This is a genomic window from Sediminibacterium sp. C3, from assembly GCF_000508085.1.
In the GTDB taxonomy this organism is placed as follows: domain Bacteria; phylum Bacteroidota; class Bacteroidia; order Chitinophagales; family Chitinophagaceae; genus Sediminibacterium.
Map to the genome: position 1 here is coordinate 2186757 of NZ_KI669560.1, position 16476 is coordinate 2203232.

The window sequence follows — 16476 nt, forward strand, 5'->3', positions numbered from 1 at the left end:
AATTACTTTCCTCCGCGATGCTTATCCCTAGATTTGAATAAGGGAATTTTACTCTCGGTACCTTTTAATATTCTACCTATATTTTTCTGGTGGGTTAGTATGACCATTAATGCTACCAGTACAGCAAAAATTCTATATAAAGTCTCTTTCTCATTGAAAATGAATAAGATAAATACCATGAAAGAAACCCCTGCCAAAATAGAACTAAGGGATACAAATCTGGTTAAATACAAAACAATCAAAAATACCACAACACAGCACAAAGCTACCAATGGTTGAATGGCAACAGCCATCCCTAGCAATGTAGCCACCCCCTTTCCGCCTCTGAAACCAGCCCAGATGGGGAAAATATGTCCAAGAACTGCAGCCAGCCCCAATCCAATCATAAAATTAGTTCTATCCCATTCGTCCGTTAAATAATAAGGCAGTAAAATATAAAGTGAAGTAGCAATGATTCCTTTCAAAACATCCACTGCCATTACAATAGTCCCCCATTTGGAACCTAAAACCCTAAAAGTATTGGTGGCACCTGCATTACCGCTGCCATAGTCCCTGATATCTATTTTGAAAAAATACTTACTAATCCAAATGGCTGTTGGCACAGAACCAATTAAATAAGCCAACAAAATCAATAAAACTTCGTTCATGTACGTATAATTGGGGAAACAAAGATAATCTAATTTTCTAAGTTAATGATTTCTTAACACATAAACGAACTAATCAGGCTAAAAATTGTATGGCCACCCAACCGTCTTTTTGTTCAGTTTTCTGATATTGAAACCCTTTTTCATTAAATAATTTAACCATATCTTCTTCATCTGAACATAATAATCCACTGATGAGTAAGGTTCCTCCCCTCATTGTAATAGACTTTAATGCTACTACATTCTGTTCTAAAATATGCCGGTTAATATTAGCAATAACAATATCATACAGTAAATCAGTTTTTAACTGATCGGCCAATTCAACCTTAATACGTTTACATTGATTCACCTGAATATTCTCCTCTGTATTTTCTATGCACCATGGATCATTGTCAATTGCCATTATTTCAGTTGCTCCTAGTTTTTCAGCAAGTATGGCCAGAATACCCGTTCCTGTTCCAAAATCAAAAACAGATTTATTAGTAAAGTCAATCGACTGCATCAGCTTCATAACAGAGTAAGTGGTTCCATGATGGCCCGTTCCAAAACTCATTTTAGGCGTTATTACCAATTCGTATTCCACTCCAATAAACGGCGGATGAAATCCAGCCCTGACCCCTACAAAATTCTCTACCTGCATAGGGCTAAAATTAGATTCCCATAGTATATTCCAGTTTTGCTTTTCAATGATGGAGATGGAAAAAACAAATGAATGCAATTCCCCCAATTTTTTCAGTGCTTCTTCATCAAAATTGTCCGCAGATATATACGCTTTTAGTGAATCCGACTCCTCCAGAAATCCATCATAACCCATCCCTGCCAGTTCTGCAATGTAAAGATCTGATTGATTTTCCTGCAACCCTTGTAGTAAAATTACCACTTCAATGTACTTGCTGTCTGTCATAAATTCCTTGTTATTCCTTTAAATCTTATTATCAGTAAATATGAACGAATTAAAACAACAATGGCCCTTACGGGCCATTGCATTATAACAATTAATCGATTAAGCTTCCTTATTCGGATTGTTTTCTTTTGGTTTCTGTTCTGGGCGAGGCATTAGGGCCTTACGGCTTAACTTGAACTTACCGGTCTTTGGATCCAGACCTACCAGCTTAACTTTTACCATATCACCTTCCTTGAACAATCCATCCATTGACTCCAATCTGCTCCAGCTGATTTCGCTGATATGCAACAATCCTTGCTTGCCTGGCATGAATTCAACAAATGCACCAAACTCTTTAATTCCTTTCACAGGTCCTTCGTACACATCACCTACTTCAGGAATAGCAGTGATACCTTTGATCCATCTTACTGCATGATCCAGGCTATCTTTAGAAGCAGAGAAAATACTTACTTCACCCATATTGCCTACTTCTTCAATATTTACGGTCGCACCGGTTTCACGCTGGATTTCCTGAATTACCTTACCACCTGGTCCAATTACCGCACCTATGAATTCCTTATCAATGATTAACTTGACCATTCTTGGAGCATGAGGCTTCACTTCTGGTCTGTGTGCAGGAATACATTCATACATGGCATCTAGAATATGCAGACGACCTTTCTTGGCTTGGGCCAATGCTTCACGCATTACTTCCATGCTTAATCCATCAACTTTAATATCCATCTGAACACCACAGATGCCATCACGGGTTCCGGTTACTTTGAAGTCCATATCTCCTAAATGATCTTCATCACCCAGAATATCGGTTAGAATGGCATACTTGCCATCTTCACGGGTAATCAATCCCATTGCCACACCACTTACGTGCTTAGGCATAGGAACTCCCGCATCCATCAATGCCAGTGAACCTGCACATACTGTTGCCATTGAAGAAGAACCGTTACTTTCAAGGATATCACTTACGATACGAACAGTATAAGGGAAATCCAATGAAGACGGCATCATTTGCTTTAAAGAACGTTGTGCCAGGTTACCGTGTCCTACTTCTCTTCTGCCCACACCACGCATCATTTTCACTTCACCAGTAGAGAATGGAGGGAAATTATAGTGTAGGAAAAACTTGGAGTATTCAGACTTGGCAGCGGTTTCAGCCAACAACTCATCTAATTTGGTACCGAAGGTAACGGTAGTCAATGATTGAGTTTCACCTCTGGTAAACAAGGCAGATCCATGTGGAGTGGGTAGTGGTTCTACTTCCATTGCCAATGGTCTTACCTGATCCAGTTGACGACCGTCCAAACGGATACGATCTTCAAGAATCATATTTCTTACCACTTCCCACTTAAGGTCTTCGTAGTATTTCTTAGCTAATTTCTTTTGTAAATCAGTTGCATCTTCAGGTAAAGAAGCCATTACTTCATCCTTCAATGCGGCATAAGCATCTGTACGTTCATGTTTAGCTGATCCGTTTCTGGAGATTTGATACACACGCTCTTTGGCAAAGCTGTAAACAAGGTCTTTAATTTGCTCATCCTGCTCTGGCTTTTTATAATCGCGTTTACCGGTAACGCCTTTTTTAGCTCTTAAATCGGCCTGAGCCTTGATTTGTACACGAATGGCTTCATGAGCAATTTCAAGCACTTTTACCAATTCTTCTTCAGAACATTCCTTGGCTTCTCCTTCTACCATCATCAGATTCTTCTCTGTTGCAGCAATCACAAATTCATAATCCGCATTGGTTAGTTCTGAACGGGTTGGATTTACTTCAATTACACCGTTTACTTTTGCAATTCTTACCTCAGAAATGATTTCCTTAACAGGAATATCGGAAACAGCCAAGGCTGCTGATGCAGCTAAACAAGCCAGAGAATCAGGCATGATTTCCGCATCACTTGAAATTAAAGTAACCAAGACCTGCACATCACAGAAATAATCTTCAGGAAATAAAGGTCTTAATGCTCTGTCTATTAAACGGCTCGTTAATATTTCATAATCGTTTAAACGGGCTTCTCTTTTGAAAAAAGATCCTGGAACACGACCTGCAGAAGCAAATTTTTCCTGATAATCAACACTCAATGGAAAAAAGTCCTGTCCCTCTTTGGGGTCTTTATTGGCAACAACGGTTGCCATTATAATGCAGTCTCCCTGCTGAACAGTTACTGCTCCGTCTGCCTGACGTGCCAGCTTACCTGTTCCAATGGTTACCTGACGCTTCTCGTCCAGGTTAAATTGAACACTTATTGGTTGTGATAACATACGCTTTAAAATGTAGTTGATAGGGCATTCATTAGTGCCCATCATCTCTTTGATTGGTAAAATGTAAGATACAGGATAAAACAACTATTCCCAACTACAAAAAATTGTGAGTTGGGAATGGCTTTATAACATGTCTGCAGAATTATTTTCTCAGACCTAATTTTTCGATTAATTCACGGTATCCTGTAAGGTTATGCTTCTGCATGTAAGACAATAAACGCTTACGCTGACCTACCATCATCATCAGACCACGCTGAGTTGAATGATCGTTCTTATTAGCTTGCAAGTGCTTTGAAATATGCGAAATACGCTCTGTTAACAAAGCAATCTGCGCTTCAATAGAACCTGTGTTAGTAGCTTTTCCACCAAATTCAGCAAAAATGCTGGCTTTCTTTTCTGTAGTTAAATAAGGCATCTCTAAATTTTTAAATAGACTCCGGAATTAGACTCTTTCTTTTTTTTCGCTGCAAAAGTACCATTTTTCCTGAAAACAGACAAATTATATGATTTTTTTTAAAACCCTTCGGGAGATGGGGACTGGTGCGGGAGCTTTTGCGCCAAACAGTCATAAATTAATGCAGTTATGCAGGGTAAAAAATAATAATTTGTGTATCTTCCCACTTTATTACCTCTACTAACCCGTTTATGTTCGCAGTAACTATTTTAGGAAACAATTCTGCCTTACCCGCCTATGACAGGCATCCGAGTGCTCAAATTGTTACCATTTACGACCAATTATTGTTAATTGACTGCGGAGAGGGAACCCAAATGCAGCTATCAAGATATAAGATCAGGAGGGGAAAAACTCAATCATATTTTTATCTCTCATTTACACGGAGATCATTATTTTGGATTGATTGGATTAATCAGCAGCATGGCTCTTTTAAATAGAGAGCAACCCCTTCATTTATTTGCACCGGCTGGCTTAGAAGAAATTATTCAGCTCCAACTTAAAGTGGCTTCCACAACCCTGCCCTTTCCATTAATTTTCCACCCACTTGAAAAGGAAGGATTGATTCTGGAGGATTCAAAATTCACCGTAGAAACTTTTCATACCCAGCATCGAATACCTTGCTGGGGATTTCTTATCAGAGAAAAAAAGGATCCCAGAAAAGTGGATAAGGAAAAAGCAGTACAACATCATATTCCTTCTGCGTATTATCAATCATTAAAAGCAGGATATGATTATACATCGAAAGATGGATCGGTCATTTACAATGACCAGGTTACAATTCCGAATAGTCCTGCCAGAAGTTATGCCTATTGCGCCGATACGCTATATGATGAGCGTTTGGCAACCATTGCAAAGGATGTTACGATGATTTACCATGAAGCTACTTATCTGAATGGTATGGAAGAAAGAGCAACGGCCAGATTTCACAGTACAACTTCTCAGGCCGCTACCATCGCCCTAAAAGCAAATGCAGGTGGATTGTTGTTGGGGCATTTCAGTAGTAAGTTTGAAGAATTGCACGATTATTTAAAGGAAGCACTGGAAGTATTTCCCAACACCCAACTTGCCATAGAAGGAGTAACTTTTAAAATATGAAAAAGCAACTAACCCCTGTTTGTTTTTTTATAGTCTGTACCCTATTTTCATTTGATTCAAATGCCCAATATCAAAAAGAAATCGATAGTTTAAAAGCAGTTATTCCATCTGTTATAAAAGACACGGGGCAATTAACAAAGCTTGCACAACTTTCATTTTACCAATCCTTTACTGATTCAGCCGGTACTTTTAAAAACACACAGCAGTTACAGCAATTATCCGCTAAATGGAATTATAAACCTGGTTTGGCTGCAGCACTAAGAGCCAATGCCAATTATTTTATAGTTAAGCGAGTGCCTCAAAAAGCTTTGCCGTATTTAATACAGGAGTATCAGATCTGGCAACAGATCAAGAGACCCGTTGAAGTGGCTGCAAATCATGCTATGTTGGGTCAGGCTTATACTTTGTCTGCTGATTATTCCTTGGCAACAGAACATTATAATAAAGCAGAACTGCTTTACAAACAATTAAATGACCAAAAATCCCTGAGTGCTTTGTACCATAATGCCGGAGCTATGCTAACGGAGAAAACCGAACCAAAGCTGGCTTTGATATACCTGATTAAATCACTTGAAATTCAGGAGCAGCTGAATGATACAAAAACAATTGGTTTAACGCAGAATAATATTGGCAGACTTTTTTATCAAACCAAGAATTACCCTAAAGCCATTGAATACTTCCAGAAAGCTATTGTTTCGAACAACTTGTCTAAGGATTGGAGGAATCTAGGTATTGCACATGTTAATCTGGCGAATGTTTATGTGGATATGAACGACTACTCTACCGCTATGAGTGAATTAAACAAAAGCATTGAAAATTTTATAAAAGTAGATTTTAAACGAGGACTTCAGGTGGTATATAATAATCTGGGGGCCATGAATATTCGCCAGAAAAACTATGAAGCGGCAATTCCTCTATTGCAAAAAGGACTAGAACTAGCAAAAATAAATCAAACCACTGCAGGGGTGGCATTAATTGAACAGAATATTGCGTATTCTCATTTTTTATCGGATCAATATGAGAAAGCTTTGGAATGGTTTATAAAAGCTGAGAAAACAGCCATTGATTCAAAGTCTGATGAGTACACGTTTGGTGAAATCTATAATCACCGTGCTTCTTTGGATTCAGCGATGGGAAATTATAAGTCAGGACTGGAATATAGAACAAAGTTCCTTGCCATTAACGAAAAATTTATGGGCAATAAAGTCATAAAAGAAGTAAACGAATTACAAACCAAATATGAAACTCAGAAAAAAGAATATACCATTTCGCTGTTGAACAAATCAGATTCTATTAAATCATTAACAATTACCAATCAACAGCTTGCCATTAACCGGAATCTATATAAAATTGCGGATCAAAATTAAAACTTTCAGAAGCTCAATTGCAAATTATTTCTGATAGTTTATTACTAAGTGAGCAAAATAAAAAAATCTTACAGGCTCAGCTCGACTCAAGTATTAGTGAAGAGAAAATAAATCGTTTAAGTGAGCAAAACAAAATTAAAGCGCTTGAAGTAAACAGGAAAAACAATCAGATCATCATTGTTGTTATCAGCATGGGATTAATTTCACTATTTGTTTATTACCTGTATAAAAGAAAACAAAATATACAGAGAAGTACTCATCAGAAAGAATTATTGATTCAGCAAAAAAACGCAACGATAGAAATAATTAATGCTGAAGAAAAAGAAAGAAAAAGAATTGCAAGCGATTTGCATGATGGAGTTGGGCAGATGATGTCTGCCGCTTATATGAACCTGCAGGCTTTGAAAGACCAATTGAAAACCATATCCCCTGACGACGCTGAATTATTCAGCAAATCTTTGAGTTTGGTTAAAGAAAGCTGTGATGAAGTAAGACAGGTAAGTCACAATATGATGCCCAATGCATTGCTGGTGAAAGGGCTGGCAAAAGCTGTACAGGAATTCATTGGTCAGATTAATCAGCGAAACTTAAAAATTAATTTATCAACTGAAGGGATTTTTCAATCCCTGCCTACTCATGTGGAAGGGGTTCTTTACAGGGTAATTCAGGAAAGTGTAAACAATGTAATAAAACATGCCGGAGCTTCCCTTTTGGATATTTCCATTAATCAATCTGAAGATGGTATTGATGTGATGATTGAAGACAATGGAAAAGGCTTTGAAATAGGACGAATTCACAAAGAAGGAATCGGATTATCCAATATTAAATCAAGGATTCATTATCTCGGAGGTACTGTTGAATGGAATACCAGTCCGGGAAATGGCACACTTGTAGCCATTTATATACCATTAACACAAAAAGTGAATAAAAGCAATGATTAAGATTGGAATTGTTGACGACCATCAGATTGTTATTGACGGGCTTATAGCATTGTTGAAAAACGAAGACAGTATTGAAATTTCATTAACTGCCAATACGGGAAAAGAAATGCTGGATTTATTGTGTACTCAAAAGGTAGATGTATTATTAACTGATGTAATGATGCCGGAAATGAATGGGCTTGAATTTGCAGAGATGGTTAGTATACTTTATCCGGGTATAAAGATTCTTGCATTAAGCATGAACGGAGAAGGAACTGTAATTGACCAACTGGTTCAGAAAGCCTCTATAAGTGGTTATCTTTTAAAGCAAACAAATGCCAGAGAACTGGTACATGCCATTCAGAAAATTGCCAGTGGAGGACAATACTTTCCGGAAGAAATTCTGGATGCCCTGGATGCTGTGGCACAAAGCAAAGGTGAAGTAAAAGCCGCTCACTTAACGCAACGTGAAATTGAAGTCATCTGTTTAATGGAAAAAGATATGTCTAACAAACAGATAGCAGACCAAATGCATATTGCCGTTAGAACAGTTGAAACCCATCGCAAAAATATTTTTCGCAAAACCGGAACTAACAATATTCTGTCTCTGGTCAAGTGGGCTTATGAGCACAAATTAATTCCTTCTTAAAATGCTTTTGCTTTTTTTAGCAGAGGCATTCCCTTAGATTCATTTACCACAATGGTTACTTCCGTTACTTGCATAGGCTTTGGTAACTTAATAATACGTTGACTGCCCACCGTAGTAATTTTTTCCTGATGCACAAGCTCTCCATGTAATGAAAAACTAATAGTAGCAGCAGCAATTTTCTGACCGTATTTCAGTTGCTCATTTAAAATAATGCCATTAAAACTAACCGGGGATTTCAGCAAATAAAACCAGGTATATTTTTTCTGTGAATTATTTTTATCTGGTCCAGCTTCATTTAAAATCGCAGGCTTTAACAAATCAGTCTGGTACAAGGCATCTATTTTTTGTTTCATTCCAGACAATGCTTTCTGATCATTTTCATGGATAAGCCCCCTTGTATCAGGAGGAACATTCAATAATAAGTTAGCTCCTCTCCCAACGGATTTCATATAAATTTCAAATAACTGATCAGCTGACTTTACCTTATCATTTTCTGTATCTCTGTAAAACCAACCTGGTCTGATACTCACGTCTACTTCTGCTGGAATGTATTGAGCGCCTTTGTAATTACCGGACTCCAATGTATCCTGACTGGGTGCACCGTGCCCTCTTTTGAATCCGGCAGTATCCAGTAAATTCCAATTGGTAACCCCTGCATACCCACTTTCATTTCCAACCCATCTGATATCTGGTCCGATATCACTGAATATTACTGTCTGGGGCGAAATCTTCCTTACAAAATTCTCATATCGCCTCCAGTCGTATTGTTGTACTTTACCATTGGGTCCCTCTCCATTAGCACCATCCCACCAAAGTTCCCAGATAGGTCCGTAATTCTGAAAAATTTCTTGCAGCATATTTACAAATACATCATTGTATTTCTCGGTTCCATAGTCAGGATGATTTCGGTCCCAGGGTGACAAATAAACACCAAAGAGCAATCCTGCTTTTTTGCAGGAAGCCGACAACATTGACAGAATATCCTTTTTAAAAGCACTTTCTCGAACCGTATGTGTGGAGTATTTACTAGGCCACAAACAAAATCCATCATGATGTTTGGCAGTAATGATTATCCCTTTTGCTCCGGATTCTTTGGCAATTTTACACCATTGATCTGTATCTAGTTGTGATGGGTTGAAAATAGAAGTTTTTTCCTTACCGTCACCCCATTCTTTTCCCGTAAATGTATTAGGGCCAAAATGCATAAAGAAATAATAATTATTCTCATGCCATTTTAACTGTGCATTACTGGGTAGCGGATTTCTACTCTGCGTGCTGGCGGTACTTAACCAAACAAAAAAACATACAACAAAACCTATAAACTGCTTCATTCTTTCCAATTATTACTCATCCAAATATAGAAAGAAGCAAATTCCTGTCGCCAGTATTTTTCATTATGTTGAGCCAGAGGATTAACAACTGTTCTGATTTGTGCATTTTTCTTTTTTTGCATGATACCGGCAATCTTGTTTAAATCGTTAACCGCATTAGCCTCTTCTTTCCCCCCAGTATAAAAATACATTCTTAGCATATCCATTCCATCCCATTGCTGTGCATCAACAGCAATCTGAGGAGAAATCCAGAAAGAAGGAGAAAATATAGCACCTCCGCCAAATACAGAAGCATACTTCAGCTGGCCATACCAACTGATTAATCCACCCATGCTGCTGCCTGCTATATAGGTATAATCACGCCCTTTCAGTGTTCTATACTTACTGTCTATGTATGGCTTAAGTGTTTCTGCTATAAACTGAAGATATTCATTCCCCATTCCCTTTCCATATTGAAAATGATCATAAGGATTATATTCATTGATTCTTTTTGTGCCACCATGATCAATTCCTACTACAATACATTCTTTAAACCCTTTACCCTGTAAGCTATCCAGACATTCATCTACTCCCCACTCTTCTGCAAATGCTGTTTTTTCATTGAAGAGATTCTGTCCGTCCTGCATATACAATACCGGATATTTTTTATCGCTGCCCGCATAGGATTTAGGCAGATAAATCCAGATTCTTCTTTTAGCATTCAACTGTGGCATGGCAAAAGCTGTATCCATTAGTTTTACCTGAGGACTGGCAGTAAATGCTTTTGGCTTTTCAGGATAATCATCCTTCCATCCCTCAATGACGAATTCGTTGGAAACATCCCCGTTTATTTCAATTATTCGCTCAGCTATATCTCTACCATCAGCAGTTGATTCTTGTTTATTCTGACCTCTCGAGAATTTAAATGCATAAGTGCCCGGAGCCATATTAATCAATACAATACTTTTTCTTCCCCCGCTAAAGGGCTTTAGTTTATACTGAGGGTCCTGTGGATTCCAGTTATTAAAAGTACCGGAGAGATAAATATCTTCATTCCCGCGGGTAGCCACATTGGTCACCACAAATCTTGCACTATACTGTGCCATTAGTGAAGAACTGCATGCAATCATCAGAAACAATAAAAACTTTCTCATGTATTAAAATTAATAAAAATTAAAGCCCCATGGTTAACAGGGGGCTTTAAAAAATGTGATAATTAAGATTGGTTTTTACCCAATTAGAAAGAAAATATTGTTTTAATTAATCAAGAATTTCAGCATCTTTTGGGTAATTAGAACGGTTAAATACAAAAATCGCATCAGCCAGCTTTGCATTCAGGTTTATATTGTTTACACCTAACTCAGTTACGTTATTGCTTTTATCCACGATGCTGGCTTTAGCAAGCAGGCTGTTTTTTTTATTAAAATACAGCGTGACTTTCTGGAAATTCTTACGCTTATCCAATGGCACCATTTCTATTTCATTAAAGTTACCATTGCTGTTTACCAACTTATAAGAAAAATCTTTATCATAAGATCCTGCCAACAACTTTTGAGGACTAAGGGTCTGGCTACTTTCTTCTACTGCAGATTTAGTAATGGTTTTGGCTCCATCGAAATTGTATACATTCTTCCCGTCACAGATGATTTCGGTTTTGCCTTGTTTCAAAACATATTTTTCACCACGCATCGAAAGTGAAAGCGCTTTGGTTCCATTGGCCTTACCCTTACTGGTGAAAGATTTCAGGGAAAAACTAGCCGTAATTCCTTTGGAAGCTTTTACTTTCGATCCAAAAGCATCAATAACTTTTTTTGCATTCGGATCATTTTGGGCCTGGGTAAAGAAAAATGTACAGAAACTGAATAAGGTAGCTATGTATAATTTATGCATGTAAATCAATTAGGCTGCAAATATACAGTTTCGACCGGTTTAGGTGGATTTGAGGTATTAAAGTTTCGGTAAAATGGCTCCAATTTTAGATAAACCCTAACTCATTGTATCAAGAAAAGACTGTAATTCTGAATCTGTTTTAAACAATACTTCTCTTGCTTTACTGCCTTGATTGGGTCCAACTATACCAGCAGCTTCCAATTGGTCCATTAATCTTCCTGCACGGTTGTATCCCAGTTTCATTCTTCTTTGAATCAGTGAAGTTGACCCCATCTGACTGCTCACAATCAATCTGGCTGCGTCTTCAAAGAGCGGATCACGATCATTTGCATCAAAATCCCGGCCTTCCATATCTTTCTCATCTGTATACTCCGGCAATAAAAATGCCTGAGGATATCCTTTTTGGTTGCCAATAAAATCACAAACAGCATCTACTTCGGGGGTATCTACAAAGGCACACTGCAAACGGGTTATTTCTCCATTATAACTAACAAGCATATCCCCTTTCCCGATTAATTGTTCTGCCCCGCCAGCATCCAGAATAGTACGGCTATCAATTTTACTGGAAACCTTGAATGCAATTCTTGCAGGGAAATTGGCTTTAATGGTACCCGTAATTATATTTACAGAAGGACGCTGTGTAGCAATAATTAAATGTATTCCTATTGCTCTGGCCAGCTGTGCCAGTCGCGCAATAGGCATTTCTACTTCCTTTCCTGCTGTCATAATCAAATCGGCAAACTCATCTACCACCAGTACAATAAACGGCAGATACTGGTGCCCTTTTTCCGGGTTCAGTTTTCTGGCTGTGAATTTTTCGTTGTATTCCTTGATATTTCTACAACCTGCTTCTTTTAGCAAATCGTAACGGTTATCCATTTCAATACAAAGCGCATTTAACGTATACACCACTTTTTTGGTATCCGTTATTATAGACTCTTCTTCGCCGGGCAATTTGGCTAAAAAATGTTTTTCAATAACACGATATAAGCTCAACTCCACTTTCTTTGGATCTACCAGTACAAACTTTAACTGTGATGGATGCTTTTTATAGAGTAATGAAACCAGAATGGCATTAAGCCCAACTGACTTACCCTGACCTGTGGCACCAGCCATCAGTAAGTGTGGCATGGTAGCCAGATCAACAATGAAATTATCGTTGTCGATTTTTTTACCAATTGCAATAGGCAAAGAAAAATTGCTGTTCTGAAATTTCTCACTGGCAAGCAAGGTTTTCATACTTACCACTGTTTTTCTAACATTGGGAACTTCTATTCCAATGGTTCCTTTTCCAGGTATAGGAGCAATAATTCGTATTCCCAATGCCGCCAGACTCAGAGCAATATCATCTTCGAGATTTTTAATACGGCTTATTCGTACTCCCGGAGCAGGAACAATTTCATATAATGTAACGGTAGGGCCTACTGTTGCAGCAATTCGCTGAATAGCGATATCATAGTTTTTAAGGGTGGCTATGATTTGATTTTTATTGGTCTCCAACTCGGCAGGATCATGTACGATTTTTTCACTGCCATGTGTTTCCAGTAAATCCAGTCCCGGATATTTATAATTTTTTAAATCGAGGGTAACGTCGTATTTAGTAGACAGGCTTCCGACGGTGGCTGCTATACTTTCTGCTTCAGCTTCTGTTACAAGTTCCGGCTGATCCTTTATTTCCAGTTCCAGATTGTCAGACTCTTCTTCCTCTTCTTCTTCCTCTTCCTCATCATCCAACCACTCTTCCTGTTCTTCAGTTAATTCATCGTTTACTTCTGCTGCGTTTTCCTCTTCGCTTAAATCAGTTGGCTCCAGGCTCAGATTCATTGAATCGTCATCAGAATCTGGCTCTTTTTCAACCATATCAAACCGATGCATTGGATTACCTGGTTGCTCGGCCGCAGGCATTATTACCGAAATAGTACTGGCTTCATTTTTCAGTTTATTCTTACTGACTAATGCATCCTCTTCATCCGGATTATTATCATGAGATTCATTGGTAAATGACGAATCATTTTCTTCCGTATGATCTAAAGCAACTTCAGGCAATTCATCATCAGCCGCTAAATTCCTTACCATCGTATCATCCGGAGCAGCATGGCTGTTCCATTTCCATTCTGGCAATGAAAATACCGGATTAAATCTCCAGATAAAATAACTGAACACGGTAAGTAACAACAAAGCTCCTGTACCCATCCTGCCAATCCATTTCTCCATCCACTCATTCAGGTATTCTCCTACCGCACCACCCCAGGAAAATTCAGCCCCTTTTGTAATAAACGCGCTGGCCATACTAAAAACAACAAGACCCACCAATACATATTTCCCATTTCGCAAAAGCCTGAACACCTTTTTTCCAAAAAGCAAATTCACCCCAATTACAAAAAATACGGTGCAGAATAAATAAGAGGCTAATCCAAATCCATTGTACCATAATGAATGTGAAATATATGCACCCAATACCCCCAATAAATTATTAACTCTTACATCATCTGTTGAAAATATCTGAACCCCGAATTGCTGTACTTTATCCTGATCTTCCTGCCAGGTAAACAAATAAGAGGTGAATGCTATAAATAAGAATCCCGCCAATAATAAGCAGGCAGAACCGATTATTTTCTCGGTCCTTTCGTCCTTCACCACTTCTGCAACCGATACAGTGGCGTCTTTATCCGGATTTAATTCCTCCGGGTCTGGTGGCGGTGGCGTCTTTTTTCTTAGGGTATTTGCCATGTATCAAATATACTGTTTGCCTACCCTATTCTTGTTAGTTGAAGTACAATGTGCAAAAAAGCCTGAAGACTCCTCAGTTTTCCACTATCCTTTAAAACGATATACTGAAAGGGCCAGCCAGATCCAGGCAAAAACCAATAACAATCCCCCGACAGGGGTAATGGCACCCAACCAATTAAATTGGGTATAGCCTGCTATCTGGAGAAAAGTCAGCAAATAGAGAGACCCTGAAAAAATAGCCATGCCTGCAATAAACATTTTGCCACTTAAAACCACCCCGCTTACAGGAAAGTAAGCATACAATAAGGAAGTCATTAATAAAGCAAATACGTGATAAAACTGATACTTCACTGCCGTTTCATAGGTATTGAGCTGGGCGGGAGTTGCCAGATTTTTTAACCCATGTGCCCCAAAAGCACCCAGACCAACTGCGATGGCACCAAGGATGGCTGCGGTAATAATAAACCCCTTATGCATATGCTTTGATTTTTAATAACAGGGTTTTCAGGTTTATTTCATTCCCTATCAACCTGATATTTGCCTGACTATAATAGGGTGTTCTTTCAACTAAAAGCTTTTCTAGATATTGTTGCAGACCATTTTCATCAAGATGATTTAGTAAGGGCCTGTTGTTCGTTTCGTTTTTCAATCGACCTACTAAAACGGAAACGGGTTCATCCAGCCAAATGGTAATTCCCTGCTGATTCATCCACTTTATATTTTCATGAAAACAAGGAGTTCCCCCACCAGTTGCCAAAACAAAGGACTTCTTCTCGCCAAACCATCTTAACAATTTTGCTTCTGCTTTTCTGAAATAGGTTTCACCTGAAGTTTCAAATATTTCGGCAATACTTGCTTCTTCTACTGCTTCGATTAATAAGTCAAGATCATAAGCTGCTAACTTAAGTTTGGCAGCCAGTTCTTTTTTCCAGAACGATTTACCGCTACCCATCAACCCAAGTAAAAAAACTTTCATTATTTAAAGGCATTATACCCTGTAACATCCATACCAGTAATCAGCAAATGGATATCATGAGTACCTTCATAAGTAATAACACTTTCCAGGTTCATCATATGACGCATAATGCTGTATTCGCCGGTAATCCCCATTCCACCCAGCATTTGACGTGCATCTCTGGCAATATTGGTAGCAATTTCACAACTGTTTCTTTTTGCCATACTTACCTGCTGTGGAGTTGCTTTACCCTCATTCATCAATACTCCCAATCTCCAAACCAATAATTGTGCCTTGGTAATTTCTGTAATCATTTCGGCCAGCTTCTTTTGTTGTAGCTGGAATCCGCCAATGGGTCTGTCAAACTGCTGACGCTCCATGCTGTAACGCAATGCAGTATCATAACAATCCATGGCAGCTCCCAATGCGCCCCAGGCAATTCCATAACGGGCTTTAGTTAAACAACCTAAAGGCCCTTTTAATCCTTTTACATTCGGCAAAATATTCTCTTTGGGAACTTTTACATTGTCAAATACCAGTTCGCCCGTTGCACTAGCTCTTAAACTCCATTTACCATGAGTGGTTGGAGTTGAAAATCCTTCCATTCCTCTTTCAACAATTACACCCTGGATTTCATTTTGCTCGTTTCTTGCCCAAACTACTGCTACCGTTGCATAAGGTGCATTACTGATCCACATTTTTGCACCATTTAGAATTACATGGTCCCCCGCGTCTTTAATATTGGTTGTCATGCCAGCTGGATTACTACCATGATCAGGTTCCGTTAAACCAAAACAACCCAGCCATTCCCCGGAAGCTAACTTAGGCAGGTATTTATTTCTTTGTGCTTCATTTCCATACGCATAAATAGGATACATTACCAGACTTCCCTGAACAGATGCTGTACTTCTTACACCACTGTCTCCTCTTTCCAATTCCTGCATCATCAAACCATAGCTGATATAATCCAACCCTCCGCCTCCATACTGAGTAGGAACCGTAGGTCCAAAACAACCCAATTCACCCAGTTGAGCTACAATCTGCTCAGGAAACTCCGCACGCTGTGCATACTCTTCGATAATAGGCGAAATGTCTTTTTTCACATACGATCTAACAGTGTCTCTGATTAATTTGTGTTCTTCACTTAACAATTCATCTAACTGATAATAATCAGGAGACTGAAACAAATCGGTTCTGGCAGCCATGGTTGAAGTTTAAATCAAAAAATAATTGTACAAAAATACTACTAATTAACTGCCCAAAAAAGTTTTGCATAAGGGTAGATTACACATATACAAATTG

The 16476-nt window shown here is 38.5% G+C and carries 15 protein-coding genes; 4 read left to right on the forward strand and 11 right to left on the reverse strand.

What is annotated here, in order from left to right; genetic code table 11:
- Positions 1-2: 2 nt before the first annotated feature.
- From plsY to rpsO, 4 genes are all read right to left on the reverse strand, one after another.
- The gene (gene plsY, locus F777_RS0110195; protein ID WP_026751950.1) at positions 3-647 is read right to left on the reverse strand and encodes a glycerol-3-phosphate 1-O-acyltransferase PlsY; all 645 of its coding nucleotides are present in this window, start codon (positions 645-647) and stop codon (positions 3-5) included.
- Positions 648-720: 73 nt separating this feature from the next.
- The gene (gene prmA / locus F777_RS0110200) at positions 721-1548 is read right to left on the reverse strand and encodes a 50S ribosomal protein L11 methyltransferase (protein ID WP_026751951.1); all 828 of its coding nucleotides are present in this window, start codon (positions 1546-1548) and stop codon (positions 721-723) included.
- Between the two features lie 99 nt (positions 1549-1647).
- Positions 1648-3804, reverse strand: coding sequence for a polyribonucleotide nucleotidyltransferase (pnp, locus tag F777_RS0110205; protein ID WP_026751952.1), 2157 nt, complete (start codon positions 3802-3804; stop codon positions 1648-1650).
- 142 nt (positions 3805-3946) lie between these two features.
- On the reverse strand, positions 3947-4219 hold the full coding sequence (gene rpsO / locus F777_RS0110210; protein WP_026751953.1) for a 30S ribosomal protein S15: 273 nt from the start codon (positions 4217-4219) through the stop codon (positions 3947-3949).
- A gap of 330 nt (positions 4220-4549) precedes the next feature.
- On the opposite strand from rpsO, the gene F777_RS16455 reads away from it, so the two are divergent.
- The 4 genes from F777_RS16455 to F777_RS16460 are packed head-to-tail and all read left to right on the forward strand — an operon-like array spanning position 4550 to position 8289.
- Positions 4550-5353, forward strand: a complete 804-nt coding sequence (locus F777_RS16455) for a ribonuclease Z (protein ID WP_235785933.1) — start codon at positions 4550-4552, stop codon at positions 5351-5353.
- Positions 5350-6720, forward strand: coding sequence for a tetratricopeptide repeat protein (locus F777_RS0110220; protein WP_026751954.1), 1371 nt, complete (start codon positions 5350-5352; stop codon positions 6718-6720). Before F777_RS16455 ends, F777_RS0110220 begins: the two co-directional genes overlap by 4 nt.
- A 17-nt stretch (positions 6721-6737) precedes the next feature.
- Positions 6738-7661 (forward strand): sensor histidine kinase, encoded by a 924-nt coding sequence (locus F777_RS0110225; RefSeq protein ID WP_026751955.1) that lies wholly within the window; start codon positions 6738-6740, stop codon positions 7659-7661.
- Positions 7654-8289: a response regulator transcription factor gene (locus tag F777_RS16460; protein ID WP_051408551.1), complete on the forward strand. Its 636-nt coding sequence runs from the start codon at positions 7654-7656 to the stop codon at positions 8287-8289. Before F777_RS0110225 ends, F777_RS16460 begins: the two co-directional genes overlap by 8 nt.
- Here F777_RS16460 and F777_RS0110235 read toward each other — a convergent pair.
- The 7 genes from F777_RS0110235 to F777_RS0110265 form a co-directional block, all read right to left on the reverse strand.
- The gene (locus tag F777_RS0110235; protein WP_026751956.1) at positions 8286-9620 is read right to left on the reverse strand and encodes an alpha-L-fucosidase; all 1335 of its coding nucleotides are present in this window, start codon (positions 9618-9620) and stop codon (positions 8286-8288) included. The two genes, F777_RS16460 and F777_RS0110235, sit on opposite strands and share 4 nt — an antisense overlap.
- Positions 9617-10753, reverse strand: a complete 1137-nt coding sequence (locus F777_RS16465) for an alpha/beta hydrolase (protein WP_051408552.1) — start codon at positions 10751-10753, stop codon at positions 9617-9619. Before F777_RS16465 ends, F777_RS0110235 begins: the two co-directional genes overlap by 4 nt.
- Before the next feature lie 106 nt (positions 10754-10859).
- Positions 10860-11489 (reverse strand): outer membrane lipoprotein periplasmic chaperone LolA1, encoded by a 630-nt coding sequence (locus F777_RS0110245; protein WP_026751957.1) that lies wholly within the window; start codon positions 11487-11489, stop codon positions 10860-10862.
- Between the two features lie 96 nt (positions 11490-11585).
- Entirely contained in the window at positions 11586-14219 is a 2634-nt protein-coding gene (locus F777_RS0110250; RefSeq protein ID WP_026751958.1) for an FtsK/SpoIIIE family DNA translocase, read from the reverse strand.
- A gap of 84 nt (positions 14220-14303) precedes the next feature.
- Positions 14304-14696 (reverse strand): DUF423 domain-containing protein, encoded by a 393-nt coding sequence (locus F777_RS0110255; RefSeq protein WP_026751959.1) that lies wholly within the window; start codon positions 14694-14696, stop codon positions 14304-14306.
- Positions 14689-15195: a shikimate kinase gene (locus F777_RS0110260; protein ID WP_026751960.1), complete on the reverse strand. Its 507-nt coding sequence runs from the start codon at positions 15193-15195 to the stop codon at positions 14689-14691. The genes F777_RS0110255 and F777_RS0110260 overlap by 8 nt, the downstream gene beginning before the upstream one ends.
- A complete protein-coding gene (locus tag F777_RS0110265; RefSeq protein ID WP_026751961.1) occupies positions 15195-16379 on the reverse strand; it encodes an acyl-CoA dehydrogenase family protein in 1185 nt (394 codons plus the stop codon). Before F777_RS0110265 ends, F777_RS0110260 begins: the two co-directional genes overlap by 1 nt.
- Positions 16380-16476: the final 97 nt, after the last annotated feature.

Bases quoted from the DNA above. Each gene is read 5' to 3' on its own strand.
- F777_RS0110265 (WP_026751961.1), bottom strand. From the start codon at position 16,379: ATGGCTGCCAGAACCGATTTGTTTCAGTCTCCTGATTATTATCAGTTA.
- F777_RS0110245 (WP_026751957.1), bottom strand. From the start codon at position 11,489: ATGCATAAATTATACATAGCTACCTTATTCAGTTTCTGTACATTTTTC.
- F777_RS16460 (WP_051408551.1), top strand. From the start codon at position 7,654: ATGATTAAGATTGGAATTGTTGACGACCATCAGATTGTTATTGACGGG.
- rpsO (WP_026751953.1), bottom strand. From the start codon at position 4,219: ATGCCTTATTTAACTACAGAAAAGAAAGCCAGCATTTTTGCTGAATTT.
- F777_RS0110260 (WP_026751960.1), bottom strand. From the start codon at position 15,195: ATGAAAGTTTTTTTACTTGGGTTGATGGGTAGCGGTAAATCGTTCTGG.
- F777_RS0110235 (WP_026751956.1), bottom strand. From the start codon at position 9,620: ATGAAGCAGTTTATAGGTTTTGTTGTATGTTTTTTTGTTTGGTTAAGT.
- F777_RS16465 (WP_051408552.1), bottom strand. From the start codon at position 10,753: ATGAGAAAGTTTTTATTGTTTCTGATGATTGCATGCAGTTCTTCACTA.
- prmA (WP_026751951.1), bottom strand. From the start codon at position 1,548: ATGACAGACAGCAAGTACATTGAAGTGGTAATTTTACTACAAGGGTTG.
- F777_RS0110220 (WP_026751954.1), top strand. From the start codon at position 5,350: ATGAAAAAGCAACTAACCCCTGTTTGTTTTTTTATAGTCTGTACCCTA.
- plsY (WP_026751950.1), bottom strand. From the start codon at position 647: ATGAACGAAGTTTTATTGATTTTGTTGGCTTATTTAATTGGTTCTGTG.
- F777_RS0110250 (WP_026751958.1), bottom strand. From the start codon at position 14,219: ATGGCAAATACCCTAAGAAAAAAGACGCCACCGCCACCAGACCCGGAG.
- F777_RS0110255 (WP_026751959.1), bottom strand. From the start codon at position 14,696: ATGCATAAGGGGTTTATTATTACCGCAGCCATCCTTGGTGCCATCGCA.
- pnp (WP_026751952.1), bottom strand. From the start codon at position 3,804: ATGTTATCACAACCAATAAGTGTTCAATTTAACCTGGACGAGAAGCGT.